Here is a 25,751-nt window from a genome sequence, read left to right as displayed (position 1 = left end):
CGGGCATCGAAGTGCTGCTCCGGTTACACACCTTGTGTGCGCCAGGCCACATTGGCGCAAGCGCCCGGCGCTATAGTGAAAACGTCAACGGGAGCGACGCCCAACGCCCGCCTCCACGCCTCGCGTCGGGCTATCCGCCGGACGAGCGCGCCGCTCCATCGTGTCGAAGCAAGGCAGTAATCCGGCTTTTCAGGAGACCTCCCATGAAAAAGCTGCTTGCCCTCCTGCTCATCGTTCCCGCTACGGCTTTTGCCGACGCAGCGGCATTCCCGGACGGGTCCGCGAGCCCCAGCGCGGCCGACCTCCAGCAACGCCTCTCGGGCAAGGCATTCGACATCAAGATCGCCGACGGCAGCACGTGGCATGTGCAGTACGGCAATAACGGCGACTACGACTTCAAGTCGAGCAAAGGCTTTGCCGACCACGGCGACTGGAAAGCCGAGGACGGCAAGATCTGCAGCAAAGGCAGCAAGATGCCGTATTCGTGCAACGAAGTGCGCATGAAAGGCGCCGACCTGTACCTCAAGCGCGACAACGGCGAGATCATCGAGTTCGTCGAATCGCAGTGAGCGACGCCTGGCAGGCCCAACCAATCGAAAGCCGATCGTCGGCGATCGAGCGCCGTTGGGCCTACACTACCGGCATGCCGCCCACTCCAGACGAATGCATGCCAGCCAGCGCAGCCCTCCACGCCGATGCGCCCTCGCTCACCGACGCGCATCCTGAACCGCCCGACGCCGAACCCCTGCTGGACCCGGCCCTGCTGCGCCGCCTGTTGCGCGCGAAAGACCGCATGGACGCCGCCTCTCACGAGGCGTGGCCCGTCAAGCGCCTGGCCGAGGTCAGCGGCGTATCCGAAGCGCATTTCGCGCGCTCCTTCAAGCGCGCCTTCGGGCTCCCGCCGCATCGCTACCTGCTCACGCGGCGCATCGAGCAGGCCACCACCCTGCTGCGCGACACCGATCTCGACATCACGGATATCGCTTTCGCCACCGGCTGGGAGAGTCTCGGCACCTTTGGCCGCACGTTTCGCGACGTGGCCGGCTCGAGCCCCAGCGCCATGCGCGTTCAGGCGCGGGCCAACCTGCCCGAGATCGACCGGGTGCCCGCCTGCGTGCTGAAAGCCGCGCAGCGCCCCGACCTCACCACAGCAGTTTTGGAGAAGCGGCGGCGTGCGGGCAAGGCTAAAGTGCGGCCCTGAAGTGCGATCACTAACCAGGGAGGTGTTATGAATCAGGGTATCAATGTGGTGGGCCTGTACGTCGACGACCAGGACGAGGCACTCAAGTTCTACGTCGACAAACTCGGATTCCGTGTGCATACCGACGTGCGCAATGGCGCGTACCGCTGGCTCACGGTCCAGCACCCGGAGCAGCCATCGTTCCAGCTCGGGCTGTTCCTGCCCGGGCCGCCCGTTCACGATGAGGCCACCGCGCAAACGCTGCGCGCCATGGTCGCCAAGGGCGCCATGCCGCCCCTCGTGCTCGCCGTGGCGGACTGCCGCGCGAGCTACGAGCGCCTGAAGGGTCTGGGCGTGGAATTCACCCAGGAGCCGGTCGACCGCTACGGCAGCGTCGACGCGGGCTTTCGCGATCCTGCCGGCAACGGCTGGAAGATGATCCAGGCGCCGAAGCAGGCATAGCGGCTAGGCATGCGCGGCTTCGAAGGCGATGCCTTCGGCCGCGTCTTCGAAATGGTCGCGGCTTTCGGCGATTTCCTGATAGTCGATCTCGCCGTCGAGCATGACGTATTCGTGAATACGCAGGCCCGCAGAAAAAATTACCTCGAGATTGCGATCCGTCGCCGGGAACACGGCCTGCGGCTTGCCCTGCTGGGTGATCACCAGAAGCTGGCTGCCCAGCCGGTCCTTCATGAATAGCGTCTGCGTGACTCGCGCGGTCTGCACGCGCGTGCGGTCGCCCACCAGGTCCAGATACGTTTCGCTAATGTTCCTGAACATCGTTGCCTCCATTTCAGCGCTGCCTGCCGCTGACTTCCAGTTACATGACAAGTCAACTATAGTGCCGAAATAGCCCGCTCGCAGGCGACATCCTGTCGCGCGCGAGCGCCTGATTGAACGCATCCTTCTTCAGATCATTGACATTTGCGCTGGTCGAGCGTAGCGAACGGCGCGTGGCCGTCCATCCAGTCGTACTGGCTGGTCGGCGTCGCCCACGCCCAGTTCGAAGGCGAACGCGCAGTGGCGCCGCGGCTTGTGCGATCCGCGCCGCTGCGCGGCACGGCATTCGGTGCGCGATCCTCGGTGCCCGTCTGCTGGCTTTCGGCGATGATGTCTTTCATGTCAGTCCCGCTCCAAAGAAATGAGATCCGCATGCGGCGGCCGACCGTCTGCACGGCACAACCCGCATGCTTTTCGATGTGAGCGGACGATACGCCAATCCAATGAAGCGCTTTTCGCTTCAAATGCCATTCTTTTAGGCTTGGGCGCCACTGAGCGTTAACGACTGGCCCGCCACGAAGCGGCGCTGCGCTTCGTGGTGGCAATTTGATGACAATTCAATGACGTTCGCGTACCAGATATTCAGGCGCGAACCGGGAAGCGGTCAGGGCGTGGCGTCCCAGCCGTGTGACGCGAGGATCTTGTCGAGCAGGAAGCGCAGCGCGACACGCTCGGCCTCGTTCAGCCCGTGGTAGAGGTCGCTTTCGCGCTTGTCCAGGGTCGGGCCGATCTTCCTGAATATCTTGCGGCCTTCGGCGGTGAGCGAAATGATGACGCTGCGTCCGTCCTTGTCGTTGCCCGTGCGCGCGAGGATCTCCTTCGAGAGCATGGCCTCGACCGTGCGGCTGGCCTGACTCTTGTCGAGGTTGGCGCGCCGCGAGATGTCCATCACGGTTTGCGGACCGAACGTGCCGATCGCGGCGATGATGCTCGCCTCCGGATACGGCACCCCCAGCTTGTCGCGCGACATCTCGCTGCTCATGCGGTCGGCGATCTTGGTCAGTGCTTTCAGCCGATAGGTCAGCGAGGCGTCTGCGCCTGGCTCATTCGTGCTTGCCATATGTCCACTCGAGAATTGGATCCGGAAACCCGCGAAAGAAACCCGGGTATGTTGCCCTGATCCTGCCCGCAAGGTCAACTGTGGGGCGCACACAAGGCGCAAGCAGTGAGTCGGGCGCCGTCCGCTTCAATACGGTGCACGCAGTGTGCGAAGGCGCGATACGCAGCGTCGATGGCCATATTCATTTTCATCACTCGCATTCATCGTGGCCGCTTATACTGCACGCGTTCAACGCGCGAAGATGGCCATGAGCAAACGAATGACTGTCCGGCAGTCGCCGGTGCACGGAAAAGGCGTCTATGCGTTGCGTCCCCTGCGGGCCGGCGAGCGCATCTTCGAATACAAAGGCAAGATCATGAGCTGGCGCAGCGCGGCCCGGCGTTATCGTCTGCGTGAAGACGGCGCGCATACGTTTCTGTTCGGTCTTTCCGATGGCCGCGTGATCGACGGCGGCCAGGGCGGCAACTGGGCGCGCTGGCTCAATCACGCGTGCCAGGCGAACTGCGAAACCATCGAAATCAACGGTCACGTATTCATCGACGCGTGCCGCGACATCCTGCCGGGCGAAGAGCTGTTCATCGACTACGCGCTCGAACTGCCCGACGACGCCTGCGAAGACAGCGTGCGCGAATACATCTGCCGCTGCGGGGCGCCGGCGTGCCGTGGGACGATGCTCGCCGGCGCCGGTGTCAGCGCCAGTGTTATCGATGACACCGGCGTGAGCAGCATCGTCAGCGTAGTCAGCCTGTTTTAGGCTGCACGCCGCCTAGAACCGGTGCCGCATGCCGATCGCGACAACCGTCTGCTGATTCGTCGACGACGGCGACTGCCCGCTGATATCCGCACCCAGACCCGATCCATCCGCGCTGATGTGCGGGTAGCTCGCCTGCGCATAGACGTCGGTGCGCTTCGAGAGGAAATAGTCGGCCTGCACCGACACCTCGCGCCAGCGCGGGTGATGCTCGCCGCCTGAACTCGAGAGCGCGCCCTGCGTGTAGGTGTACGCGCCGTTCAGGCTGAATTGCGGCGTGAACAGGTAGCTCGCGTTCACCTCGTAGTTGCTGAAGCTCGCGCCCTGCCGGTTCTGCACGAGGCCGAGGCTGTCCGCGCCGTTGATCGTGTCGAGGCCGCCCAGTTGCGTGCGGGTCCACACGAAGCCGAAGCGCGCATGGCGGGTAACGTATCTCAGTTCGAAGCCGCTTTGCGTGCGGCATCGTCGGTGGACGGCCCGGTTCCACGCAGGTTCGTCACGTTTTGCAGCAGGTCGAACCAGAACGGCGCGCCGAACAACGTCGCGCTCGCCGTGAGCAGCCAGCCGACGATCATCCAGGCCACGCCGTCCGCGTAGGCGCCGTCCCTTTGCCAGCCGATCGGCAACTGGTTCATCAGCGAGACCGCATCGGCAGACGCGTTCCCGTGCAGCGCACCCGCGAGCGAGGGATGCATCCATAGAATCCTGAACAGAAAAACCGTATCGATGTTCAGTGCAATCACGATGACAAGCGCCACGGCAAATGAAATGAACTGCGACCAGCGCTTGTAGGTGCCGGAAAGCCTGTCCATCCCGTTGTCGAACCACTTGCCGAGCGCGTCGGAAAACTGGCCGACATCCTGGTTGGCGTGCCGGAACATCGCCTGCAACACCTCCCTCAACTGCTGGTTCTGGATGGTGGCAATCGACTGGCCGATGTTCTGGTCGGCACCGGGGGCGCGCCGAAGGATATCGATCATCGCCAGGGCAAAGTCCTTCGACGGAATATAGGAGGGCTTGTACTTCAGGTCGCTCGCATTCGTCGCGTCACCGGAGTCGCGCGGGCTCACGAGTGCGTGGTTGTAGAGGTCGCGCGCCATGCCGTTGAACTGTGGGTCGTTCAAAATCTGCTTGACGCCGGATAGCAGACACTTCGCGCGCAACTGCAAAAGCGACGCGAAGAGCTCGGTCACGGTGCTGACGGCAAGGCTCACCGCGAAATAGCAGAACACCAGGCCAATGCCGACTTCAAGTACGGTGCTGTTGAACATGTGCGGCTCCGCGTGCTTGCGCTTCAAAGAAACGAGAGACTGCACAGCCGGCTGCTCTTCGAAGCATGTTCGTGACATTCGCGTGGCGGGAGCCCTCTCTTCAACAATCAGCGGTTTTGACACGACGCTCAAGACCGTAAATGCGGGTTGTGTGGGCAATGCCACACAGCGAAAGCATCGGAGGGACGACTCATCCTGAGTGCGGCCACACGAATTCAAACATTCGCGTTGTTCACGAGCAGTGTCACGTCCGAGGCGATCTTCGCGGCAGCCGTAACTGAGGCCGGATCCGTCACGTCGATCTTGACCGGAACGATGCCGGGTTCGTTAAAGCCTTCCGGGTTGCGCACCCCAGCGTAGACCTTCGCGGCCCCGCGGGCCAGGGCCTCGCGTGCAAAGGCCAGACCGAGGCCACGGCTTGCACCGGTTACAAACACGACGGAATTCCTGATTTTCATTTTGAATCTCCAATGAAATTGATCATGCAAAGTGTTCGTTTGAATCAGGCCCGGAAGAGCTCGCGGTGCTCGCGAACGAACGCCTCGACCGTCTGCGGCGCCTTGCCGGTCACTTGCTCGATGATGCTATCGGTCCCCTTGAACACGCCGTTCTGATAGTCGACAGCGACTTCGATGAAGTGCTGGATCATAAACTCGGGAAGGTCGTACTTCTGCAAATGCGCGCGATATTCATCGAGTGTACCGGGGCGATAAGCGATCTTCCGGTCGGTGACCTTGCCGATCTCGTCGGCAATGCCCTGGTGGTCGAGTTCGACCGGCCCGCAAAGCTCGTAGCGCTTGCCAATATGGCCCGAGGGTTGCGCGAGCACCGTGGCGATGAAGCGGGCCTGGTCAACGGCGGTGATCGGCGCGTGGCGACCCGCGCCGTAAGGCAGCGCGATCTGTCCTTGCTGGACGATGGTGTCGCGCACCCACGGGAAGATCAGCCATTCGGAAAAGAAGGTCGGGCGAACATGAATGGTCGGCACCCCCGACCAGTCGAGCACGCGCTCGGCAATCCAGTGATCGCGCGCGGCGTGGCTCTTCGCATTCTCGCGCGCGGAAATCTGCGACATTTCCACGACGACTTCGAGACTGGCGCGGCGCGCGGCGTCCGCGAAATACGCGGTGCCCTGAATGAACCCGGGCCGAACGGGATAGCAGAGATACGCGCCCGTCACGCCCGAGGTGGCGCGGATCAGGTCGTCGTGATCGAGCAGATCGCCCACCACCACTTCGGCGCCGGCGGCCCGCAGCGCGGCACTGCGCGCGTCTTCCGTACGGACCATCGCGCGAACCGCGTGTCCGGCTTCGAGCAGGTTATTGACCACGTGCACGCCGGTTTTTCCCGTAGCGCCGGTAATCAGGAATTTACGCTGTTGCATGATGAGCTCTCCGTTAAAGTGCATATGCACATTTGTACCCGAAATAAATCGCCAGTCTCTGGCGACAGTTTTCGTTCAGATCGTTTCGATGTGTTGCCTGACGTCTTCCAGCAGTGACGCGGAAGCGTCCGGATCGGGGATGATGCGCGCCATGGTCAGCGCGCCGATCATGGCCGCGAGCGCGAAAGCGGCCTGCGAGCGGTCCGCCTCTTCCTCCGGTGACGCCATGCGCGCCGCCAGCATGTCGACGAGCGCATCGAACCCGCGCGACGCCGCCGCGCGCGTCGCGTCGTCCGCGCGCGCCAGCTCGCTGCCCATGCCGGCAAGCGGGCAACCGTTCGCGCGCGCGTCGCGATGACCGGTGGACATGTACGCGTCCACGACCGCCCGGAACGCGTCCTCGCCCGTGGCCCCATCCGCAGCGGCGACGAGGTTTTCGACGATGCCGGCCAGCCCCGCTTCGCACGCCTCGGCAACCAGCTGGTCCTTCGACTCGAAATGGCGGTAAAAGCCGCCATGCGAAAGCCCGGCGGCGGCCATCACGTCGGCGAGTCCCGTTGCGTGGATGCCATTCGCCCTGAATGCTTCAGCGGCGACTTCCACGATGCGCTCCCGCGTCTGCGCCGTTTCGACTTTCGACTTCCTCATGATGCGACCCCGCTCCGTGATTCGATGTTGTTTAGATGGTAGTCGTCATCTAAATGGAAGTCAAGGTGAGTTTGGGGTGTTCGGGCGTCGCGGGGCAGCCGGAAACCCGATTCGGCATCACTCATGTCCGAGACGACCGCATCACGACCTACTGGCTTGTCTGCAAGCGCCGGCACTCTGCCTGTTTCATATCGATGTAATGCTGCCGGTCGATTTCGTGCAGTTGTCGCGGATATTGCTCGCTGGCGCTGAACCACTCATTCAGGCGTTGCTCCAGGCGCGTATCGGGCAGGCTGGACGGTTCGCCGATAAAGGCATCGATAGCCAGGTAATAACGCATGGTATTGCGTTCGACGAGGCCGCGCACCCCATCGGCGTATTTCGGCTCTGTCGCGGACGGACCCGCGATATTGGTGAATCCGACCTTGCCGCGACCGAAAGTTGCCAGATAGCCCTTCATGGCGAGACGCCCGAATACGCCGTAGCTGTATGCGTAGGTCAAGTGCAGAAACGTGCGATCACTTCTGAGAGACACCGCTTCCAGAACGATCTGGTAATCGCGGGTGTCCAGCGGTCCGCTCGCGGCGTGGAGGTTTATCCGGAAATATCCCGGGCTGGTCATCGCCGGATCGTATTCGAATTGAAGGCGGTAAGTGGAAGCGAGCTTCTCTTCGGGCACCTGGTCCTGGCTGACGTTGACAGTCAGCGTTTCTGCGTTGCTGCTATGCGCAACATGGCAGTACTTTACATTGGGATGCAGGATCAGTATGTCGCACCAGTTCTTTGGGCCGTGCGACGGGTCATCGAGGATACGGCTGACCTTCGCGAACGGGTAGTCCATCACAGCGTAGATTTCGCCTGCGACCGTGGATGAGGACTCGCGGGAATCGAGGTACAGCCTCCGATGAAATGCGTTCTGGTCGAGTTGTGGTTTCAGGCTCTCGTAGGTGGCGCGCAAGCTGGTGGCATTGTCGACCGTTTGAGCCGCCTGCACGATGGATGACGGGTACCATGCGGCGAGGATGAGAATACACACCGTACCGCGTAGCCACCCGGTGACTGAACATCGGGGAGACCGGGTCATCTCTGGTTCAAGGAGACGGGGCATGAGCGTGCCTTGAGTTAGGTGGATCTCGTCCACAAGTGTTGTGTCTTCTGGATTCTGCGCACGGATCATGCCTCCGCGGCGATTGATTCGCACCCGCTCCTCTCATGCCGCCCGGCGCGCCACTCGTGCGCCGACCGCGAGTGCGACGCACGCGAGCGCGGCACAGAAGACTGCGAACACCACATTGGCCCACAGATGGCCAACCGCGCTCGCAAGCAGCGCAACGCCGACTGCAGGCACCGAGTTTCCGGTGTAGCAGCACAACAGATAGGCCGATAGCAATTCCGCGCGCTTGTCCTGGGGAGCGATGCGGTTGATCTCCTGGAGACTACCGCGAAATCCCCACGCGCTCGCAACACCGCAAAGCGCCGTCGCCGCCAGCAGCCAGGCGAGCGAGCCGTCAATCTGCGCCCACAGGAGGATCGCGAGGCTGGGCGGTAAAAACCATAGCCCCGCCGACATCGCGGTCCGCGCCGCAAGCATGGGCGTCGCGATGACCGTAAGCGCCCCGGCCAGGAAGAGTTCGGCAACCACCGCGCCGCTCAGCGCAGGACTGTGTATGCGCATGCTCCCGGCGAGCAGATTGGGCAGCAGTGCAGCGTAGAACCCCAGTAGCGCGAAGGTAGCGAAAGCCGTCACGGCGGGCGCCACGAAAGCGAAGCGCAGATCGCGTGGCACCCCGACACGTGGCTTGAGCGAAAGCTGCGCGGTCGAATGCGTGGGCGATTCGACCGTTTCGCAGGCGAGCGCCGTCGATGCTGCCGTTACCACGAGCACGGCCAGATAAACGATGAAGGGCAGGCGCAACGGCCACGGCGCGAACTGTGCAAGGAGGCCCGCGATCAGCACGCCGACCGCGAGGCCCGCGAGATTGACGGCCGCAGCGAGCCGGCTCGCACTCGCCTTGTCGTCGGCGGCGTACAGCTCCGCGATCCATGCCGTTGCGCTCGCTGCGCCAACACCGATGGCGAGCCCGCTAAGTGCGCGCCCGAGAAAGAGCATGACGGGGTGCACGGCGAACAGGAACACCAGCGCACTCACGATCGCCACGGCGAGCACGATGAGGCTGACGGCGCGCCGCCCTGCCTGATCGGAGACGCGCCCAAACGCGAACAGCGCTACGAGATTGCCGGTCACGTAAGTGGCGTAGACGAGCGTGACCGTCAGTTCGGAAAGGCCGAAGCTGCGTTGATAAAGCGGATAGAGCGGCGTGACCATGGTGCTCCCCGCGTAGATCACGCCGAGCAGCACCGCCGCCGTGATGAGCGACATGCGCCGGTTCAGCCTGCCCTGCCATGTACGCGCGGCCACTGTGCGAGCCTTCAGGCGCCATCGCGGATGGCCGTGTCGATGGCCACCGCGCGAAGCGGTATCGATTTCGTGCCGGGCACCTTGCTTTCCTTCGCGTACTGCCACAGTGGCAAGGGAGATGCCTCGGCTCCCGGGTCAAAATGTGTAGTTTCGCTACGCCGCGACGTGTTTTGCGCTTTTTCCATGTCGTCCCTCGATAAGCTCCTCAGCTCTCGATGGGTTCGAGCGCAAGCGACATTCCGCGCGGCCGCAGCGTCGCTCGTTTAGGGGCGCCTAAGGCTCGACGGCCGCACTGACACGACCGAACCTTGAGCGCGGCTTTCGGACAGTGGCGAGGCTGGCGGTGAAACCACCGGCATTGAAGAGGGGGATAGAAAACGGCGCGACGGACCACTACCCGATGGCCCTGGCCTTGGTAAGGGCCCTCGCTATTTCCGCGACAAGCTGGTGTTGCTGATACGGTTTACGAAGTCTCTGGATTTCGACGTCGGCTCCCTGCGGAAGCTCTGCGTAGCCAGTGGCCAGGATCACAGGGAGTGTCGGGCGCAACTCGCGTGCGGCCAGCGCCAGCTCAAGTCCCGTCATCCGCGGCATCGAATAGTCGGTGAGCAGGAGGTCGATCTTGCGCCCCGCCTTCAGGATCTCGAGTGCGCCTGCGCCCGAGTCGGCTTCGATCACCTCATGTCCCATATCCTGAAGGAGGTACGCAGTGCTCGTCGCGATCAGGGCATCGTCATCGACGAGAAGAATGCTCGCCTGGATCGGATCGATTGCGCTGCCCTCCGGCTGCGCATCGTGCTGCAGGTCATCGGGTGTGACGCGTCGCGAGGTAACGGGCAGCCATAACTCTACCCGCGTCCCTCGTCCTGCCTCGCTCTCGAGGCGCAGGGCGCCGTTCAGTTGCAGCGCGAGTCCGTGAATCATTGAGAGACCCAACCCCGTCCCCTTGCCGAGCTCTTTCGTTGTAAAGAACGGCTCGGTTGCTTTCGCGAGGGTGTCCGGATCCATGCCTTTCCCGGTATCAGTGACGATGATGCGTACGTAATCGCCCGCAGGCAGTCCGTTGTCGCAACACGTGTGTATGTCATCGACCGCTATCGACAACGCCCCGCCCTCCGGCATCGCGTCGCGGGCGTTGACCACCAGGTTCAGGAGCGCGAGTTCGACCTGATTCCCATCGGCAAGGGTAAGCGGAATGTCCTCCGGCAAACTCAGCTCCAGCGCCACGCGCGGCCCTATCGACCGTTCCAGGAGATCGGTCATGCCACGAACCACGGTGGGGAGGTGGGTCGGCTCGACCTTGAGATCCTGCTGCCGCGCGAAGGCCAGAAGGCGCTGCGTAAGCGCGGCGCCACGCTGTGCTCCCCTAAGCGCGCCGTCGATCAGTCGCGTTGCTCGAATGGCGTCCCGCGGCTGTTTGCGCAGCAGTTCGAGATTGGCCATGATGGCCATCAGCAAGTTGTTGAAATCGTGGGCAACCCCGCCCGTCAACTGCCCGATCATTTCCATCTTCTGAACCTGGCGCAGCAACTCTTCCGCGCGCTCGCGCTGCCGGATCTCGTCCAGCACGAGCTGGTGGGTACGCTCAAGCTCCGCAGTGCGCTGGGCGACCCTTGCCTCGAGCATGTCGTTGACCCGCTGCAGGCTGTCTTCCGCCGCCTTGCGCAGGGTGATATCGGATGTTACTCCGACGAGCCGCGCGATCTTTCGAGTGCCGTCTCGAACCAGCCGCGCGCGCATGTCCGCCCAATGCACCGTCCCGTCTGGCCAGATCGTACAGAGTTCGAGTGCGAAATCGCAGCCGGTCGCGAGGCTGCGATTGATTGCGTCGGTTATGCGGGGCCTGTCATCGCGGCTGATGCCGGCAATGAGATCGGTGTACGTGAAAGGCTCGCCTGACGCAAGCCCGAAAATCGCGTGACACGCAGGCGAGGCCACGAGTGCAAATGTCGACAGGTCCAGCTCCCATGAGCCCAGTTTCCCTGCCGTGAGTGCGGTATGCAGGCGCGCCTCGCTTTCGCGCAATTCATCGATACGCAGACGGGCTTCGAATTGCCGCGCCCGGCCACGCAGCGCTGTGCCAACCGCGCTGATGAACGTCCGCGGATGAAACGGGCGCTCGATGAACGTCGCGTTTCCCAGCGTCGCCGCGAGTCGGGCCAGTTCGGGGTCCCGATCCGGCGCGCCCCCCCGCTGCGTAAGGATGATGAACGGAAAGTCCGACCATGTGGGCTGCGCCGAAACCCAGTTTTCGAGTGGCTTGAGGTCGGCACCTCGCAGCCCCTCGTCGGTCACGATCGCGCAACAAATTCCCTCACCGAGCTTTGCGACGAATTGCTCGAAATCGCCACATACGCACGCCAGCGCGCCTGCCTCCTTCAGGAGAGCCGTGGCAACGACAGCGTCTCGCCCAACCGGTGTAAAAACCAGTGCGGGACAGCGACTGAAATCAGGTGCTTTCATTGCCAGCGGCGCCCGTCGGCATGAGCGGCCCTGTGTGACCCACGAACGTGGGTACACCGCGCAGGATGCCCTGGAAGCTGTCGAGCGGTGCCCCGACGTTCAGACCGAATCGCCCAATGCGAAATTCCCGGATCGTCTCCTCGTGACGACCGGTGCGCTTCTTGATGATCGACACCGCACGTCGCACGCTTCCCAGCGCCTCGAAATACCGCAGCAGGATGACCGTGTCGGCAAGGTACGTGACGTCGACGGGCGCCTTCATGTCGCCAACGAGCCCATGCTGCGCTACCGTCAGGAAAGTCGTCGCGCCTTGCCTGTTGAGGTATTGCAGCAATTCGTGGATATGCAGGACGAGCGCGTTCTCCTGCGGCATGGCGGCCTGGTAACCGTTGAGGCTGTCGATGGCCACCGTTTTGGCCCCGGAGTGATCGACGCAAGCGCGTACGCGCTGGGCGAACTCGCCAGGCGAGAGTTCCGCGGCATCGACCTGCTCCACATACAGCCGTCCGGCGTCGCGCATCGCTTCAAGGTCGAAACCCAACGCGCGGGTCCGGTCAAAGAGCAGTCCAAGTTCTTCGTCGAAGGCGAACAGCGCCGCCTTCTCGCCCCGGGCGACCGCCGCCGAAATGAACTGAAGCACAAAAATGCTTTTGCCAGTGCCCGCCGGTCCTAGCACCAAAGTGCTCGAGCCCTGTTCGATGCCGCCGCAGAGAAGCGCATCGAGTTCCGCCACGCCGCTCGTCATTTGCTCGCGTGCAAACCTGACGCGATGTTCCGCGGCAACGAGTCGGGGAAACACGGCAACACCGCCGCGTTTGATGGTGAAGTCGTGATAGCCACCACGGAACGCCTGCCCCCGGTACTTGGAAATCCTCAACCTGCGCCGCTCGGCTCCATAGTCAGGGGCAAGTTCTTCGAGCTTGATGACGCCGTGGGCGACGCTGTGTACGGTTTTGTCTGCGGCATCCGCAGTCAGGTCGTCGAGCAAGAGGACGGTCGCTCCCTGCCGCGAGAAGTAATGCTTGATGGCGAGCACCTGGCGGCGGTAACGCAGCGAGCTCTGCGCGAGCAGACGGATTTCCGACAGGCTGTCGAGGACGACCCGCCTGGGCCGAACTCGTTCGAAGGCGTCAAAGATCAGGCGGGTCGTCTCGCCGAGCTCGAGATCGGACGAATACAGCAGACTCTGTTGCTGATCCGCATCGAGCAGGCTCTCCGGGGGCACCACTTCGAACACGGCGACGCGATCGCCCAGCTGCCAGCCATGCGACGCGGCGCCGTCGCGCAATTCCCGCTCCGTTTCGGACAGCGTGATGTAAAGGCCCTGATCGCCCGCCTCGACACCTTCAAGGAGAAACCGCAGCGCGATGGTCGTTTTCCCGGTGCCGGGGCTCCCTTCGAGAAGGAAAAGATTTCCCTGAGTCAGCCCTCCCGCCAGGACGTCGTCCAACCCGGGAACGCCAGTGCGCACAATCGGCTTGGCTTTGGTCTCATCGTCCATCAGGCGCTCCTGACTGCTCGGTGTTTGACGCGATATTCCCGCATCGCGGGCGGCCTGGCTCACTGAATCCGTCTCGATGCAATGAATGCGGCGCGCTACGTGCGCAAAACGCATGCCCGCCCTCCTTCCTCCGCCCGATGGAAGCTGCCGGAGGAGATCGCGAAGCGAGCGCCGGGTTTCCGTGCGGCGGCCATGGAGCGTGTCTGCCAGCGTATCTGCGAGGCACGCGGAATGCGCGTGGCGGTCCATCGCCCATCTCAACACGGAGAAAGACCATGACCAAAAGCACGGATTCCAGCGTCTATAAGGTGACGGAAATCATCGGCACGAGCACGACTTCCTGGGAGGAAGCCGCAAAAAATGCAGTGGAAACCGCAGCCGCGTCGTTGCGCGACCTGCGAATCGCCGAAGTCTGCAAACTCGACATCAAGATCGAAAACGGCAAGGTCGTTGAATATCGGACCCGGGTATCCGTGTCCTTCAAATACGAGACCTGAGAAGATCGCAGGCCACGATTGCGCCCCGGGCGCCGTGAAGCAATGGGGAAGTGGCGCGCGCTTTGGTCCCTCTACTGCGCTTCACGATCGGAAGCGCTGGCGCCGGAGTTCGCTGTTTCGCCGCCTGTTGCGGAACCGGCCGGCGCGCGTCGCTTGTCGCGCCATTCCGCGACTTGCCATGCGACGAGCCCGGGCACAAAGACGATGACGTCACGAAACCTTCGCGCACCCGCAAGTGCGAGGCAAGTCTGCGGATTGAAACCGAGTACCGTGCCGATCAGCAAGAATCCCCCCTCCTGAACGCCGAGTCCGCCAGGCACAAAGAACGCGACACTACTGAGCGCCTGGATGAGCGACTCGAGTACGATTGCCTGCAGAAAGCTTCCTTTCGCTCCGAGAAAATAGAGCGCGAGCCAGAACTCCAGCGCGGTTGCGATGCATTGAAGTGACTGCCAGATGAGCAGATAACGAATGATCATGCCACGCTGACGCCAGAGATCGCTGATCGACTGATCGATGCGCACCGACTCGCCGACGAGCGAGCGGAACTTGCCGCTCGTGATGCGATTGAATAGTTTCGTCAGGCGAGCGAGCGGACTCATGCGCTGCACGAACAAAAACGCGAGGAGCAGGACTGCAAGAATGGCGATACCTCCTCCGAGTCTCGCTGCAAGGTGCAACGCGCTGGAGCCCGCATGTGCGATCAGATAGCCGATGGCCGCAATGGCAAAGAGCATCTCGCTGATCAGCGTTAGCTGAAGATCGACGACGAGGCTCGCCATTGCCGGGGCCGGCTGCATGCCCCATTTGCACATCATGCGGAACGTCACGACTTCACCGCCGACGCGCGCAACGGGCAACGTCCCGTTCACGGACTCCCGAATCCAGACGAGGCTCAGGACGCCCAACAGCGTTGGACGTCTCGCACCGCGCATCAACATTTGCCAGTTCCTTGCATTGGCGAGCATCGGCAAAACATGGATCATCCCCGCGAGTGCGAGCCCTGCGCCGGCAGCGCGCATCAAACCGAGCACCGCTCGCGCATCGGCGTGCCAGACGAGCCAGACCGCGATGGCGAGGCCTGCAAGTGCCGCGATTCGGGCGAGATATTTCATAAGGCCGCTGTATTGCCTGCCACGTGTGCGGTGAGAGCCGGGGAGCCCCAAAAAGTAGCCGCATCGACGAACCCTGCCGCACAGGCGAGCCAGCAATGGCCGCCGACGAAGGCAGATCTCGTGCATGCCGCTTCGGTTGTCGTTGCGGTTCTCCCCCGCTGAGCGCCACGACCGGTGCTTAGCCACTGTGCGCACCGCCTGCTCCCGGTCTTCGGGATGACTCCGGCGCGGCGCCACGCGGCATCGCGGCTGATGCACGCGACCGAGTTCCACTTCTTATTTCTGGCCAGGACTGCAGGGTGCGAAACCCGGTGCTTCCCCTTTCGTTCGACGGCCCTTGCATGGGCATAGCGATTGCTATTTGCGGGGCAGACTGCCTTTTCCAAGGACATCGAATCCACCGGGCGCCGCATGAACACCTTCCCCTTTTCAGCCGATTTCACCGGCGAGCCAGGAGCCGCGCATGGCTGAACAAGAAGGAACCGGCGGCGTGGGCGCGTGGTCGCGCGCGCATCGGGGCAGACCGCGCCGTGCGGATGCCGCGAAATCCAGAAACGGCGCGAACAACGGCGCGAAAGGCGGCGAAACAGACGACAATCAGGGCCGCAAGCGTCCCGGCAAGAAGCCGCTCATCGTGATCGGCATCGTGCTGCTCGTGATCGCCATCGGTGCGTCGATCTGGTGGTTCGTCACGCGCAACGAGGTCAGCACCGACGACGCCTATACCGACGGCAACGCCATCACCATCGCCCCGAAGGTGTCGGGCTACGTGACGCAACTCAACGTCGACGACAACGTCTACGTGCACAAGGGCGACCTGATGGTCGAAATCGACCGGCGCGACTACGCGGCCCAGGTCGATCAGGCGCGCGCACAGCTGGGCCTCGCGAAGGCCCAGTTGCTTTCCGCGCAGGCGCAGCTCGACATCGCGCGCGTGCAGTACCCCGCGCAGTACGACCAGGCGCGTGCGCAGATCGAAACGGCCAGCGCGAACTACACCCGCGCCCAGGCCGACTACGAACGCCAGCACGGCGTCGATCCTCGCGCGACCACGCAGCAGAACATCGACACGGCCAACGACCAGCAGCGCGTGTCGCACGCCAGCGTCATGAGCGCCCGCGCGCAGCTGAAAACGGCGAGCCTCGTGCCGCAGCAGATCCGCCAGGCCGTGGCCGCCGTGGAAGCGCGCCGAGAACAGGTGGCGCAGGCCGAGGCGCAGCTCGACACGGCGGAACTGAACCTCGCCTGGTGCGACATGCGCGCGCCCTCCGACGGTTGGGTCACGCGCCGCAACGTGCAGTACGGCACGTTCTTGCAGGCGGGCGCTTCGCTCTTTTCAATCGTCACGCCGCAAATGTGGATCACCGCCAATTTCAAGGAGTCCCAACTCACGCGCATGCGTCCGGGCGACAAGGTCAAGATCAGCGTGGACGCCTACCCGAAGCTCGAATTACGCGGCCACGTGGACAGCATCCAGCTCGGCAGCGGCTCGCGCTTTTCGGCGTTCCCCGCCGAAAACGCGACGGGCAACTTCGTCAAGATCGTGCAGCGCGTGCCGGTGAAGATCGTCATCGACAGCGGCTTGCCTGGGAACCGGCCGCTGCCGCTGGGGCTTTCGGTCGAGCCTACGGTATATCTGGCGGACTGAGGGCGCGGCCATGAGCGATTCGCAGAGCAACTGGCGCCCCGCCGGCAACCCCTGGCTCATCGCGATCGCGGTCACGCTCGCCGCGTTCATGGAGGTGCTCGACACGACCATCGTGAACGTCGCGCTGCCCCATATCGCCGGCACGATGTCGGCGAGCTACGACGAAGCCACCTGGGTGCTGACGTCCTACCTCGTGGCCAATGGCATCGTGCTGCCCATCTCGGCGTTCTTCGGCCGCGTGCTCGGGCGCAAGCGCTATTTCATGCTCTGCATCGTCGCGTTCACGGTGTGCTCGTTCCTGTGCGGCGTCGCCACGAGCCTCGGGCAGCTCGTGATCTTCCGCGTGGCGCAAGGCTTCTTTGGCGGCGGCCTGCAGCCTAACCAGCAGTCCATCATCCTCGACACCTTCGAGCCCAGCCAGCGCGGGCGCGCGTTTTCGATCTCCGCCGTGGCCATCGTCGTCGCCCCTGTGCTCGGCCCGACGCTGGGCGGCTGGATCACCGACCACGTCTCGTGGCGCTGGGTCTTCCTGCTCAACGTGCCGGTCGGCATTCTCACGACCCTCGCCGTGTTCCAGCTCGTGGAAGACCCGCCATGGGTCAAACGCGAGACGCATCGACGCATGAACTGGCGCACGGTCGACTTCTGGGGCATCGGGCTCATCGCCCTGGGTCTCGGCTGCCTGCAGGTCATGCTCGATCGCGGCGAGGACGACGACTGGTTCTCGTCGCCGTTCATCGTCACCTTCGCCGTGCTCGCGCTGCTCGGCATCGTGGGCGCGACCTTCCGGCTGCTCTACGCGAAGCATCCCGTCGTGGATCTGCGCTGCCTGCGCGACCGCAACTTCGCCCTGGGTTGCTGCATGATCGCCGCGTTCGCCGCCGTGCTCTATGGCAGCGCCGTGATCATTCCGCAGCTCGCGCAGCAGCAGCTCGGCTACACCGCCACCCTCGCGGGCCTCGTGCTTTCGCCGGGCACCGTGCTCATCACGATGGAGATTCCCGTCGTCAGCCGGCTGATGCCGCATATCCAGACGCGCATGCTCATACTGACCGGCTTCATCATGCTCACCGTGGCGCTCATCTACGCGCGCACGCTCACGCCCGATATCGACTACCTCACGCTCGTGAAGCTGCGCAGCGCGCAGTCACTCGCCATCGGCTTCCTGTTCGTGCCGGTCACGACGCTCGCCTATCTGACCGTGCCGAAGGACCTCAATAACGACGCCTCCGCGCTGTTCACCATGTTCCGCAACGTGGCCGGCTCGATCGGCATATCGGTTTCCACCGCATTGGTTCGCGAGCGCTCGCAGGCATGGATGGCGCATCTTTCCGCCCATATGTCGCCGTTCTCGCAGAACTACCAGGACACGCTCGCGCGCGAGGCGCAAACGGTCATGCAAAGCACGGGCGCGCCGCTCGCGCAGGCCATGCAGACGGCCAACGGCCATCTCTACGAGACCTTCGTTTCGCAGGCCACCATCCTCGCCTACATCGACGTGTTCGGCATACTCGCGTGCTTCTGCGTGGTGTTCGCGCCGCTCGCGCTGTTTTTCTCGCCCGTGAAGGCGTCGGGTTCGGGAGGCCATTGATGCGCGCGCTCGCCGTCGTTCTGGCCGCTTCGCTGTGCGCATGCACCGTAGGCCCCGACTTCAAGCCGCCGCAGGCAAACGCGCCCGGCGACTGGCACGCGATGCAACGCACGGCGAACGGATCGAACGCTGCATCGAGGCCCACCGTCGAATCGAACCCCGACCCGCAGTGGTGGCGCGGCTTCGGCGACCCCACGCTCGACGCCCTGATCGGGCGCGCCTTGAGCGGCAACCCCGATCTGCAGATCGCGGTCGTGCGGATCGCCGAAGCACGCGAACGAACCCAGCAGGCCGCCGCGCAAGGTTTGCCGAACGTGCGCGCGAGCGCGAGCTACAAGCGCGAACAACTGGGCGCGAAGGGCATCCTCGAATCGGCGGGCGCATACAACAAGGTCGATGCGCTCGGCGCGCCCAACTCGCCCATCAACCAGATCGCGCCCGGCGCGGGCCCGAGCGTGGAGCGCGGCGCGCAGAGCGCACTCGACCAGCTCACCGCGCCCGTGAACCTGTGGCAGGTGGGCTTCGACGCATCATGGGAACTCGACCTCTTCGGTCGCGTGGGACGCTCGGTCGAAGCCGCGAACGCCCAGGCCGACGTCGCGCTCGAGTCGCAACGCGACGCACAGGTCTCGCTGGAAGCCGAAGTCGCCGAGACCTATCTGCAACTGCGCGGCGGCCAGATGCTGCACGCGACGGCCCAGAACCTCGTCGCCGAGCAGCGCGAGACCGAGGACCTCGCGCGCAGCGCCGCGATGCACGGCCTCGAAAGCGAACTCGACGTCGCGCGCGCGCACGCCGAACGCACGCAAACCGAGGCGCTGCTGCCGCAATACGATCAGCAGATCGCGCAGTCGCTCAACGCGCTCGCGGTGCTGGTCGGCGAAGCGCCGGGTGCGCTCGACACCGAACTCACGCCGCCCGGCATACTGCCCGGCACGCCGCCCGCGGTGCCGGTCGGGCTGCCCGCCACACTCGCGCGCCGGCGCCCCGACATCCGCCGCGCCGAAGCTGCGCTGCACGCGGCCACGGCCAACGTGGGCGTAGCCGTGGCGCAGTTCTATCCCGACATCTCGCTCACGGGACAAGTCGGCACGCGCGCGACCTCGCCGCACGATCTCACGCACTGGGCGAACCTTTTCTGGTCGTGGGGGCCGAGCGTATCGCTGCCCGTCTTCCAGGGCGGCGCGCTCGTGTCGAACTTGCGGCTGTCGAAGCTACAGCAGGTCGAAGCCGCGCTCGACTACCGCAAGACCGTGCTCGACGCGCTGCGCGACGTGAACAACGCGCTCGATGTGTATCGCACCGATCAGGCGCGCCTCGTCTCGCTCGACGAGAGCGCGGCAGCCCAGCGCCACGCGTTCGACCTCGCACGCGACAGCTATCGCAAGGGCATCGTCTCGTTCATCGACGTGCTCGATGCGCAGCGGCAATTGAGCAGCGCCGAGCAGAACGCGCAGCAGGAGCAATTGCAGGTGTGTACCGACCTCGTGGCGTTGTACAAGGCCCTGGGCGGCGGGTGGGAGCAAGCGGGGCCGATTGCCTCGTCCGCTGCTTCACCGCCACCTTAATGGAGCAGCCGGACCCTTTCTTCGTGAGTGGCTACCGTAATTTTAGTAACTATTGCGATCGACTCTCGCGCTCGCGCCGCCACAACAGCGCGGGTTTTGGTGTATTCCCCAGGCATCTTTTTGGCCTCGTCGATTTAACATTGATGCAACGCAACATCCATTTGCTCATGATGAGGGGGGACAGAAAGAATGGTTTGCACTGCCGAAGACCTGCTGGTAGCCATGCTGAACATCGATGCGGAGATCAAGGCGTGCATGGCGCGCCTCTCCGAGGTCGAACGCAGCACGGACCACCGCGCGGCAGCGTGGCTGACCGAGACTCGAACCGCCTTGCGAACCGACCTGGCTTTAATGAAGGCACGCCGCGAAGAATATTTTCTCCAGCTGAATGGCGTGCAGCGCGACCAGGGCCCCAGATCCGCATCATCTGGAAGCAGAAGTATCGATTCGCGCTCTGCGCTACCGAGCGGCACAAGAACCTGCGATTGTCTCTGAGACGCTCTCGCTCTTTACCAATGTTGCGTTGCCGGGACGCGGCTCGATCCTGACCACGTCGACATCGACTGCAACATCGAGCGTGAGCCCGTTGTATTCGTAACTTCGATACATATCTGGCTCTGCGCGTCGCGTGCGATCCATCTTTCGTCCTCCGAAGACAGCATGGCACCAGTGATCCGATGACAGAGGGCGCTAGCGTCAGCCTGTCTTGCGTGCCAAATTTGATAGGTTCACCTCCCGGATCGGGAACGGACCGTTCAGGTCTCGTGCAGTTTCCGTCGCCCTGCGGCGTCGTATGGGTGACTGACGGGCGACCAGTTCATTCAGCGCAAGGAAATGAACTTCGCGGCGCTTTCTCAGCTGCGTCAGGCGCGCTTGCGCGCGGGCTCGTTCCTCCTTGACCCACGGTACGAAGCAGTCTTCAGCGCCGCCCCCTATGCTTGCCAGACAGGCTACGCAGCATCTGATTTCCGCATCGAGGTTCAGGATCTTCACGAGGATGTCTTCAGGTTCGGCCATTGCCCCTCCTTGCGGTCACCATGAACACAGCCACCACGGCGCCAGTCCGCCCCACGCCTGCATTCCGCCGTTCAAAGGTTGGGCATGAACACACGCGCCGGCGCCAACCTGCGCTTGAGCGTACGCGTCAGTAAATAGGCCGTGCCGTGGCGCTCGACGCCCAGCCGCTGCGTGAGCGTCGCGCCGAATCCGTTGAGGAAGCTGAATGTCGACGGGCTCGAAAAGCCGTCGAAGTCGAAGGTGAGCTTGCGCTCCAGCGCGCGGCCAATGCCGGTCCACAACAGCAGGCTGATCGAGCCGCAGTGCGCGTCCTGTGCGCGCGACGACAGCAGGTAATACATGGCCTGATGGTCCCAGACGAGGCCGACCGCCGCCACGAGTTTGCCGCCCTGCCCATAGGCGCCGAGCAGCATTCCCGCCTTGCGCTCGAAGAACGCGTTGACGAGGTCGCGCATGACCATATCCCCATATGCATTGGTACGCGAACGCGCCGCGAGATTCGCTTCGTAGAACGCGATGAACTCGGCGGGCGCGATGTCCGGCACGACGGTCAATTCACGGGAGGCGCTGCGGATCACGTTGCGCGTCTTGCTGTTCAGGCGCTTCCATGCTTCGTCGGCCGTCGTGTTCCGGTCGATGCGGAACGTGTAGCGCGCCGTCACGGTAAAGCCGTGCAGCGCGAACGCCAGGGCGTCGTCGAGGCGCGGGTCGAGCACCTGAAAAAAGCTGTCACAGTCGGGCAATTGCTCGATCAGGTTGCCGGTGACCTCGAGTTCATGATGCAGTTGGCGGGCCTCGCTGCCCGTCACGGACTTGATGACCGGCCCGAGCGTGCGCGTGAGCGGCGGCAGGTGCGAGACACGCCACAGTCGCGTGCGCTGCATCGCGTATGGCATCTCGCCGATGACCTCGTCGTCCTGCTTCACCACCGCAAGCTTCCAGTCGCCTTGCGTGGCGATGTCGAGCCACCAGCGTTCATGAAAGATCGAAGGCGCCGCGCGTACCGGCACCGGCGTAGCAGTCTCAGCCGGTGCCTCGAGAACGGGCAACGTCCGGTCGTTTATGGTCGTCATCAATCACCGGCCTGTTCTGACTATAAGCCCTGACTGGCAGTCCACACAGCGTGGTGTCCATGCGCTTCCAATGCGTGCAAAGTCTCGCACAAAACGGCATTGCCTGCGCTTCCGTTTTGGTTTTCGAAGTCGAACTGCGTGCGTTGCGATGAACGACGAGCCACTTCATAAAGCTGCGGATAGCACGCCGATTCCAGTCTAAGAATGGCAACCGTCCGTTTACGCCAAAACCGAGACGCATGCGAACAGGTTATTCCCTGGGCATTTTCGTCCGATCATAGCGATCGTTCATATCGCAAACAGGAAGACGTCAGTCAAGGCGTGGCGCAGCGGGAACTTTCAATCAGCGCACCAAAGTGCCTTTGACGTGTGGCACATGCGCCGCGCTCGCGGTCCTCAAACAAACCCGAAATCCACAGGAAGCCAAAAACGCTATTCCTTTGGGATATAGCGCCATGCAGCGGCGTTGTGCGCCGCGGCGCATGCTCGGGAATGTTCGGTGCGCGAGGAACGAGACCATGACCGCGCCGTTATCCATCGCCCTCTCTGTCGCGGCCGCTTTACTCATCTACGGCGGCGCCATTGCATTGCTGTACTGGCTGCAGGGCCGGCTGATCTACCCGTCGGAGCGCCTGCAGCGCGGGCCGCTACGCCCGGACGCGCAGGGGCGCATCCGCCATGTGCGTGTGCATACCGCCGACGGCAAAGAACTGATTTGCGGCCACGCGGCGCCCGCGGACCCTGCCCGCGCCACGGTCGTACTCTTTCATGGCAACGGAGACGACCTCACCCAGCGAACTCATGTCGCGCACGCGCTGCTCGACGCAGGCTATGGCGTCCTGCTTGCAGGCTATCGTGGTTACGGCGGCGCGCCTGGGCGTCCCAGCGAAGCAGGCCTCTACGCCGACGGCCGCGCTGCTATCGCATTCGCCGCGCAGCACTCGCGCGACGTCGTCCTGCATGGTTATTCGCTCGGCTCGGGCGTGGCAGTGCAGATCGCGACCGAACGCCCACTCGCCGCCCTGCTGCTCGAAGCCCCGTTCACCAGCATCGCCGATGTCGCCGCCGTACGCATGCGCTGGCTGCCGCGCATCGTTCCCTTGCGGTGGCTCGTGCGCGACCGCTATGACAATCTCGCCAAGGTCGGCAGCGTGCGCGCCCCTATCCTCATTTACGGCGGCGACGCTGACCACGTCGTTCCCCCGGCGCAATTCTCACGGCTCTTCACGGCGATCCGGGCGCCCCGGCGCTTCGCGATCATCGCTGGCGCCTCGCACGTCGATGCATGGGAGCGCGGAGGTCATGCTCACGTGTTGCGTTTTCTCGACGACGTGTTGGGCTCCCAGTCCTGATCCTGGTGGAACGCGCTTTGCTGTTGTGACTGCGATAGCGCTCGGCGGCCGCGTGCCGCGAGCGCGCAGGAGCGTGCTGCCGTGCTCATTTTTCTCATCTGCCTGTCGTGCGTCTGCGTCATCGCCCTCGTGTGGCTGACGCTGGTCTGGCGCAGGCTCAAGCAAACCTCCGCCATCGACCGAGGCAGCCGCCGCCGCGGCATCGAAGGCGCCTTCGTGCAGGCCGGCCCATACCGCATGTTCTATCGAGTCGCCCGCTGCCACGCGCGCGCGCCCGGCCGATTGCCCGTGGTGCTGGTCCACGGCCTCGTCGTTTCGAGCCGTTACATGGAACCGCTCACGTATGCGCTCAAGCGCGACTTTGACGTGTTCGCGCCCGACCTGCCCGGCTTCGGCGAGAGTCCACTCGCGCGGGCGCGCGACGCGTTGGGCATCGCGCAGCTTGCCGAAGCGCTGCATCTCTGGCTGAACGCATGCGGCATGAAACGAGCGATGTTCGTGGGCAACTCGTTCGGCTGCCAGGTCCTCGCCGATTTCGCAGTGCGCTATCCACAGGCGGTGGATCGCCTCGTTCTCCAGGCGCCCACTCCGGACCCTGGTGCACGCTCGCTGCCACGCCAGGCGTGGCGCGACTGGGTCAACGGACTGCGCGAGCGTCCCCACACGCCAGCGAAGGCCGGCCGGATCGACTACGCCAAGGCGGGATTGTGGCGCGCGTTTGCCACCATGCGCATGCTGGTGCGCGAGAGCGTCGACGATCGGCTCCCGCGCATCGCTGCGCCCGCCCTCGTCGTCGTGGGCACGCGCGACCCCGTTGCGCCGCTCGACTGGGGCGCAGAGGCCGCGCGCAAACTGCAGCACGGCAGGCTGATGACGATCGAAGGCGGCACGCACACACTCAACTACGCCGCGCCCAATGCGTTCGCGTTCGCGATCACACCGTTCCTCAAAGCCGATGCCATTGGCGTATAGCAAGGGAGCACTTCGATGAACAAGCCGCCGCCGGGCATCGCCCGTTTCGATTCCGCCGCCGCCATGGCCCAGGCACTGGCGAGCATGTTGCACGGGAAACGTTTTTCGAGCCCGAGCCAGTCGCCCCTGCTCGACCGCTTCATGCCCGCGATCAATGCGCTGCCGAAACGTCAGCGCGAATGGGCCTATATCGTGGGCGGCATGAGCGAGGGCATCGATCCTCGCCGCGCGAAGAGCCTCGACGTCGAACGCATTGCGCAATGGCTAACGGACCTTTATCCGCAAGTCCCCCGCCGCTGCGCGTTTATCGGGTCGTCGAACGGCGCGATGATCCATCTCGCGGCCGCGCTGCGCGCCCCCTGGCTGCCGCAAACATTTCTCTGCCCGGTACGCGCGCCGTTCAGCGATCCCGATGATGCCCAGCGTGGCTTCGACACGAGCCGGCGCATCGCGGAAGCACTGCTCGCCGCCGACGCACGCATTGCCGTTCACCATATGCACGATCCCAACCAGGACCGCCTGATGTTGCATGGCATGCGCTATTTCCGGCTCAAGTTTCGACGCCTGCCGCTCGCGTTTCGCGAGTTCCTGCTCGGCAATCTCGAGCGCGGCGGGACCCTTTACGTGGTGAATTGCACGCGCGATTGGGCAGTCACGCGCACGAGCGAGCGTTCGGTGTTCCAGTTCGGCGCCACGGGCGGCGCGACCGAGGACGAATATCTGCACGGCGGCGAGCGCGTGCGCGCGTTTCTCGCGCACTACGGCAGCGTGCGCACGCGCTGGGATCCCCCGGCTCCCGACGCTCGCGCCCCTGAAGCCGAATGGGGCTTCGACGCCGCCTTGCGCGACGATCTCGTCGAGTTGGCCGGCCCAATGCAATGGCGCATCGTCGAGATCCGTTTCGAGGAACCCGAAGCGCTGAGCTTCGCGACCGCGGCTGTTTATCGGCGCTGGTATCAGGAAAGCGTGATCGAGACGCGCCGCCTCCTCGTCGATTCGTTCATGCTGATGGATCCCCTCACGACGCTCGAGATTCACGCCATACCATTCTGGCTGCTGTTCGGCGTCGAGCCCTCGGCCAACGCCCTGCAGCGCTTCCTGGACAGCACGCCCGCATTCGAAGACATCGACATGACGCTGTTCTCCCACGGTACGCAAAGCATCGGGCTCGCGCCGATCCCGCGCTGGCGAGCGCTGCTGGCTCATGCTGCTCGCGAGGGGCGCTTCGCGGGCGTCGATAGCGAGCGTTACCCACGCGATTTCGCGACGTTCGAGCGATACGGACGGGCACTCGCGCAGTTGAAGCCCCGGCTCGGGCGGCCCTCGCCGCTCGAACCCGCGCACTTCGAAGCCTTGCTCGCCGAATATGGCGCACCTTTTGGTGTGCAGTGCGAAGCGCCCTCGCGCCCCGTGAGCGCAGAGATATGACCGCTCGCTCGTGCAGCGTCGTTAGTCCCCCAT

The 25,751-nt window shown here is 63.9% G+C and carries 27 protein-coding genes and 1 pseudogene; 12 read left to right on the top strand and 16 right to left on the bottom strand.

Annotated features, from left to right (window positions below; translation table 11 throughout):
* Window positions 1-203 precede the first annotated feature (203 nt).
* The 3 genes from AB4Y40_RS24645 (at window position 204) to AB4Y40_RS24635 (ending at window position 1,642) form a co-directional block, all read left to right on the top strand.
* Window positions 204-569 (top strand): hypothetical protein, encoded by a 366-nt coding sequence (locus AB4Y40_RS24645; RefSeq protein WP_368690026.1) that lies wholly within the window; start codon window positions 204-206, stop codon window positions 567-569.
* 98 nt (window positions 570-667) lie between these two features.
* Window positions 668-1,201, top strand: coding sequence for a helix-turn-helix transcriptional regulator (locus AB4Y40_RS24640; RefSeq protein ID WP_368690171.1), 534 nt, complete (start codon window positions 668-670; stop codon window positions 1,199-1,201).
* 27 nt (window positions 1,202-1,228) lie between these two features.
* On the top strand, window positions 1,229-1,642 hold the full coding sequence (locus tag AB4Y40_RS24635; protein ID WP_368690025.1) for a VOC family protein: 414 nt from the start codon (window positions 1,229-1,231) through the stop codon (window positions 1,640-1,642).
* 3 nt (window positions 1,643-1,645) lie between these two features.
* Here AB4Y40_RS24635 and AB4Y40_RS24630 read toward each other — a convergent pair whose 3' ends face one another.
* From AB4Y40_RS24630 to AB4Y40_RS24620, 3 genes are all read right to left on the bottom strand, one after another.
* Window positions 1,646-1,960, bottom strand: coding sequence for a hypothetical protein (locus AB4Y40_RS24630; RefSeq protein WP_368690024.1), 315 nt, complete (start codon window positions 1,958-1,960; stop codon window positions 1,646-1,648).
* 134 nt (window positions 1,961-2,094) lie between these two features.
* Window positions 2,095-2,301 (bottom strand): hypothetical protein, encoded by a 207-nt coding sequence (locus tag AB4Y40_RS24625; RefSeq protein ID WP_368690023.1) that lies wholly within the window; start codon window positions 2,299-2,301, stop codon window positions 2,095-2,097.
* Between the two features lie 263 nt (window positions 2,302-2,564).
* A complete protein-coding gene (locus tag AB4Y40_RS24620) occupies window positions 2,565-3,020 on the bottom strand; it encodes a MarR family winged helix-turn-helix transcriptional regulator (protein WP_368690022.1) in 456 nt (151 codons plus the stop codon).
* Between the two features lie 247 nt (window positions 3,021-3,267).
* Between AB4Y40_RS24620 and AB4Y40_RS24615 the strand changes: the two genes are divergently transcribed.
* On the top strand, window positions 3,268-3,774 hold the full coding sequence (locus AB4Y40_RS24615) for an SET domain-containing protein (protein ID WP_368690021.1): 507 nt from the start codon (window positions 3,268-3,270) through the stop codon (window positions 3,772-3,774).
* Between the two features lie 12 nt (window positions 3,775-3,786).
* Here AB4Y40_RS24615 and AB4Y40_RS24610 read toward each other — a convergent pair whose 3' ends face one another.
* The 10 genes and pseudogenes from AB4Y40_RS24610 to AB4Y40_RS24565 all read right to left on the bottom strand — a co-directional run bounded on the left by AB4Y40_RS24610 (window position 3,787) and on the right by AB4Y40_RS24565 (window position 13,457).
* Window positions 3,787-4,173, bottom strand: coding sequence for a porin (locus AB4Y40_RS24610; protein WP_368690020.1), 387 nt, complete (start codon window positions 4,171-4,173; stop codon window positions 3,787-3,789).
* Between the two features lie 32 nt (window positions 4,174-4,205).
* Window positions 4,206-5,042, bottom strand: coding sequence for a hypothetical protein (locus AB4Y40_RS24605; RefSeq protein ID WP_368690019.1), 837 nt, complete (start codon window positions 5,040-5,042; stop codon window positions 4,206-4,208).
* Between the two features lie 224 nt (window positions 5,043-5,266).
* A pseudogene (locus AB4Y40_RS24600) lies at window positions 5,267-5,500 on the bottom strand (SDR family NAD(P)-dependent oxidoreductase); the annotation flags it as partial.
* A 44-nt stretch (window positions 5,501-5,544) separates the two neighbouring features.
* Entirely contained in the window at window positions 5,545-6,426 is an 882-nt protein-coding gene (locus AB4Y40_RS24595) for an NAD(P)H-binding protein (protein WP_368690018.1), read from the bottom strand.
* A gap of 75 nt (window positions 6,427-6,501) precedes the next feature.
* Complete coding sequence (locus tag AB4Y40_RS24590) at window positions 6,502-7,074, bottom strand: TetR/AcrR family transcriptional regulator (RefSeq protein WP_368690017.1); 573 nt, start codon at window positions 7,072-7,074, stop codon at window positions 6,502-6,504.
* Between the two features lie 148 nt (window positions 7,075-7,222).
* Complete coding sequence (locus AB4Y40_RS24585) at window positions 7,223-8,110, bottom strand: hypothetical protein (protein WP_368690016.1); 888 nt, start codon at window positions 8,108-8,110, stop codon at window positions 7,223-7,225.
* Window positions 8,111-8,284: 174 nt separating this feature from the next.
* Window positions 8,285-9,454: an MFS transporter gene (locus tag AB4Y40_RS24580; RefSeq protein ID WP_368690015.1), complete on the bottom strand. Its 1,170-nt coding sequence runs from the start codon at window positions 9,452-9,454 to the stop codon at window positions 8,285-8,287.
* Window positions 9,455-9,504: 50 nt separating this feature from the next.
* Window positions 9,505-9,678, bottom strand: coding sequence for a hypothetical protein (locus AB4Y40_RS24575; protein ID WP_368690014.1), 174 nt, complete (start codon window positions 9,676-9,678; stop codon window positions 9,505-9,507).
* A 208-nt stretch (window positions 9,679-9,886) separates the two neighbouring features.
* The gene (locus tag AB4Y40_RS24570; protein WP_368690013.1) at window positions 9,887-11,956 is read right to left on the bottom strand and encodes an ATP-binding protein; all 2,070 of its coding nucleotides are present in this window, start codon (window positions 11,954-11,956) and stop codon (window positions 9,887-9,889) included.
* Window positions 11,943-13,457 carry an ATPase domain-containing protein gene (locus tag AB4Y40_RS24565; protein ID WP_368690170.1) on the bottom strand — a complete coding sequence of 505 codons (1,515 nt, stop codon included), beginning with the start codon at window positions 13,455-13,457 and terminating at the stop codon, window positions 11,943-11,945. The genes AB4Y40_RS24570 and AB4Y40_RS24565 overlap by 14 nt, the downstream gene beginning before the upstream one ends.
* A gap of 275 nt (window positions 13,458-13,732) precedes the next feature.
* Here AB4Y40_RS24565 and AB4Y40_RS24560 point away from each other — a divergent pair, with 275 nt between their 5' ends.
* Window positions 13,733-13,954 carry a dodecin family protein gene (locus AB4Y40_RS24560; protein WP_368690012.1) on the top strand — a complete coding sequence of 74 codons (222 nt, stop codon included), beginning with the start codon at window positions 13,733-13,735 and terminating at the stop codon, window positions 13,952-13,954.
* Between the two features lie 71 nt (window positions 13,955-14,025).
* On the opposite strand, the gene AB4Y40_RS24555 is transcribed toward AB4Y40_RS24560, so the two are convergent.
* Entirely contained in the window at window positions 14,026-15,069 is a 1,044-nt protein-coding gene (locus tag AB4Y40_RS24555) for a lysylphosphatidylglycerol synthase domain-containing protein (RefSeq protein WP_368690169.1), read from the bottom strand.
* Between the two features lie 463 nt (window positions 15,070-15,532).
* Between AB4Y40_RS24555 and AB4Y40_RS24550 the strand changes: the two genes are divergently transcribed.
* The 4 genes from AB4Y40_RS24550 to AB4Y40_RS24535 all read left to right on the top strand — a co-directional run bounded on the left by AB4Y40_RS24550 (window position 15,533) and on the right by AB4Y40_RS24535 (window position 20,371).
* The gene (locus tag AB4Y40_RS24550; protein WP_368690011.1) at window positions 15,533-16,717 is read left to right on the top strand and encodes an HlyD family secretion protein; all 1,185 of its coding nucleotides are present in this window, start codon (window positions 15,533-15,535) and stop codon (window positions 16,715-16,717) included.
* Window positions 16,718-16,727: 10 nt separating this feature from the next.
* A complete protein-coding gene (locus AB4Y40_RS24545) occupies window positions 16,728-18,308 on the top strand; it encodes a DHA2 family efflux MFS transporter permease subunit (RefSeq protein ID WP_368690010.1) in 1,581 nt (526 codons plus the stop codon).
* The gene (locus AB4Y40_RS24540; protein WP_368690009.1) at window positions 18,308-19,876 is read left to right on the top strand and encodes an efflux transporter outer membrane subunit; all 1,569 of its coding nucleotides are present in this window, start codon (window positions 18,308-18,310) and stop codon (window positions 19,874-19,876) included. The genes AB4Y40_RS24545 and AB4Y40_RS24540 overlap by 1 nt, the downstream gene beginning before the upstream one ends.
* Before the next feature lie 189 nt (window positions 19,877-20,065).
* A complete protein-coding gene (locus tag AB4Y40_RS24535; protein ID WP_368690008.1) occupies window positions 20,066-20,371 on the top strand; it encodes a hypothetical protein in 306 nt (101 codons plus the stop codon).
* Between the two features lie 201 nt (window positions 20,372-20,572).
* On the opposite strand, the gene AB4Y40_RS24530 is transcribed toward AB4Y40_RS24535, so the two are convergent.
* The gene (locus AB4Y40_RS24530) at window positions 20,573-20,893 is read right to left on the bottom strand and encodes a hypothetical protein (RefSeq protein ID WP_368690007.1); all 321 of its coding nucleotides are present in this window, start codon (window positions 20,891-20,893) and stop codon (window positions 20,573-20,575) included.
* A gap of 71 nt (window positions 20,894-20,964) precedes the next feature.
* The gene (locus AB4Y40_RS24525) at window positions 20,965-21,966 is read right to left on the bottom strand and encodes a GNAT family N-acetyltransferase (protein ID WP_368690006.1); all 1,002 of its coding nucleotides are present in this window, start codon (window positions 21,964-21,966) and stop codon (window positions 20,965-20,967) included.
* 518 nt (window positions 21,967-22,484) lie between these two features.
* Here AB4Y40_RS24525 and AB4Y40_RS24520 point away from each other — a divergent pair.
* From AB4Y40_RS24520 to AB4Y40_RS24510, 3 genes are all read left to right on the top strand, one after another.
* A complete protein-coding gene (locus AB4Y40_RS24520; protein WP_368690005.1) occupies window positions 22,485-23,318 on the top strand; it encodes an alpha/beta hydrolase in 834 nt (277 codons plus the stop codon).
* Between the two features lie 81 nt (window positions 23,319-23,399).
* Window positions 23,400-24,290: an alpha/beta fold hydrolase gene (locus AB4Y40_RS24515; RefSeq protein WP_368690004.1), complete on the top strand. Its 891-nt coding sequence runs from the start codon at window positions 23,400-23,402 to the stop codon at window positions 24,288-24,290.
* 15 nt (window positions 24,291-24,305) lie between these two features.
* Window positions 24,306-25,718, top strand: coding sequence for a hypothetical protein (locus AB4Y40_RS24510; RefSeq protein ID WP_368690003.1), 1,413 nt, complete (start codon window positions 24,306-24,308; stop codon window positions 25,716-25,718).
* Window positions 25,719-25,751: the final 33 nt, after the last annotated feature.

The organism is Paraburkholderia sp. EG287B (assembly GCF_040965595.1).
Taxonomy (GTDB): domain Bacteria; phylum Pseudomonadota; class Gammaproteobacteria; order Burkholderiales; family Burkholderiaceae; genus Paraburkholderia.
Note: the sequence above shows the minus strand (reverse complement) of the source record. Positions and strands in the feature narration are given on the sequence as shown.

What these genes read in the sequence shown, in the direction of transcription:
- AB4Y40_RS24645 (WP_368690026.1), top strand. Translation starts at nt 204, where the DNA reads ATGAAAAAGCTGCTTGCCCTCCTGCTCATCGTTCCCGCTACGGCTTTT.
- AB4Y40_RS24640 (WP_368690171.1), top strand. Translation starts at nt 668, where the DNA reads ATGCCAGCCAGCGCAGCCCTCCACGCCGATGCGCCCTCGCTCACCGAC.
- AB4Y40_RS24635 (WP_368690025.1), top strand. Translation starts at nt 1,229, where the DNA reads ATGAATCAGGGTATCAATGTGGTGGGCCTGTACGTCGACGACCAGGAC.
- AB4Y40_RS24630 (WP_368690024.1), bottom strand. Translation starts at nt 1,960, where the DNA reads ATGTTCAGGAACATTAGCGAAACGTATCTGGACCTGGTGGGCGACCGC.
- AB4Y40_RS24625 (WP_368690023.1), bottom strand. Translation starts at nt 2,301, where the DNA reads ATGAAAGACATCATCGCCGAAAGCCAGCAGACGGGCACCGAGGATCGC.
- AB4Y40_RS24620 (WP_368690022.1), bottom strand. Translation starts at nt 3,020, where the DNA reads ATGGCAAGCACGAATGAGCCAGGCGCAGACGCCTCGCTGACCTATCGG.
- AB4Y40_RS24615 (WP_368690021.1), top strand. Translation starts at nt 3,268, where the DNA reads ATGAGCAAACGAATGACTGTCCGGCAGTCGCCGGTGCACGGAAAAGGC.
- AB4Y40_RS24605 (WP_368690019.1), bottom strand. Translation starts at nt 5,042, where the DNA reads ATGTTCAACAGCACCGTACTTGAAGTCGGCATTGGCCTGGTGTTCTGC.
- AB4Y40_RS24595 (WP_368690018.1), bottom strand. Translation starts at nt 6,426, where the DNA reads ATGCAACAGCGTAAATTCCTGATTACCGGCGCTACGGGAAAAACCGGC.
- AB4Y40_RS24590 (WP_368690017.1), bottom strand. Translation starts at nt 7,074, where the DNA reads ATGAGGAAGTCGAAAGTCGAAACGGCGCAGACGCGGGAGCGCATCGTG.
- AB4Y40_RS24580 (WP_368690015.1), bottom strand. Translation starts at nt 9,454, where the DNA reads ATGTCGCTCATCACGGCGGCGGTGCTGCTCGGCGTGATCTACGCGGGG.
- AB4Y40_RS24575 (WP_368690014.1), bottom strand. Translation starts at nt 9,678, where the DNA reads ATGGAAAAAGCGCAAAACACGTCGCGGCGTAGCGAAACTACACATTTT.
- AB4Y40_RS24570 (WP_368690013.1), bottom strand. Translation starts at nt 11,956, where the DNA reads ATGAAAGCACCTGATTTCAGTCGCTGTCCCGCACTGGTTTTTACACCG.
- AB4Y40_RS24565 (WP_368690170.1), bottom strand. Translation starts at nt 13,457, where the DNA reads ATGGACGATGAGACCAAAGCCAAGCCGATTGTGCGCACTGGCGTTCCC.
- AB4Y40_RS24560 (WP_368690012.1), top strand. Translation starts at nt 13,733, where the DNA reads ATGACCAAAAGCACGGATTCCAGCGTCTATAAGGTGACGGAAATCATC.
- AB4Y40_RS24555 (WP_368690169.1), bottom strand. Translation starts at nt 15,069, where the DNA reads ATGAAATATCTCGCCCGAATCGCGGCACTTGCAGGCCTCGCCATCGCG.
- AB4Y40_RS24550 (WP_368690011.1), top strand. Translation starts at nt 15,533, where the DNA reads ATGGCTGAACAAGAAGGAACCGGCGGCGTGGGCGCGTGGTCGCGCGCG.
- AB4Y40_RS24545 (WP_368690010.1), top strand. Translation starts at nt 16,728, where the DNA reads ATGAGCGATTCGCAGAGCAACTGGCGCCCCGCCGGCAACCCCTGGCTC.
- AB4Y40_RS24540 (WP_368690009.1), top strand. Translation starts at nt 18,308, where the DNA reads ATGCGCGCGCTCGCCGTCGTTCTGGCCGCTTCGCTGTGCGCATGCACC.
- AB4Y40_RS24535 (WP_368690008.1), top strand. Translation starts at nt 20,066, where the DNA reads ATGGTTTGCACTGCCGAAGACCTGCTGGTAGCCATGCTGAACATCGAT.
- AB4Y40_RS24530 (WP_368690007.1), bottom strand. Translation starts at nt 20,893, where the DNA reads ATGGCCGAACCTGAAGACATCCTCGTGAAGATCCTGAACCTCGATGCG.
- AB4Y40_RS24525 (WP_368690006.1), bottom strand. Translation starts at nt 21,966, where the DNA reads ATGACGACCATAAACGACCGGACGTTGCCCGTTCTCGAGGCACCGGCT.
- AB4Y40_RS24520 (WP_368690005.1), top strand. Translation starts at nt 22,485, where the DNA reads ATGACCGCGCCGTTATCCATCGCCCTCTCTGTCGCGGCCGCTTTACTC.
- AB4Y40_RS24510 (WP_368690003.1), top strand. Translation starts at nt 24,306, where the DNA reads ATGAACAAGCCGCCGCCGGGCATCGCCCGTTTCGATTCCGCCGCCGCC.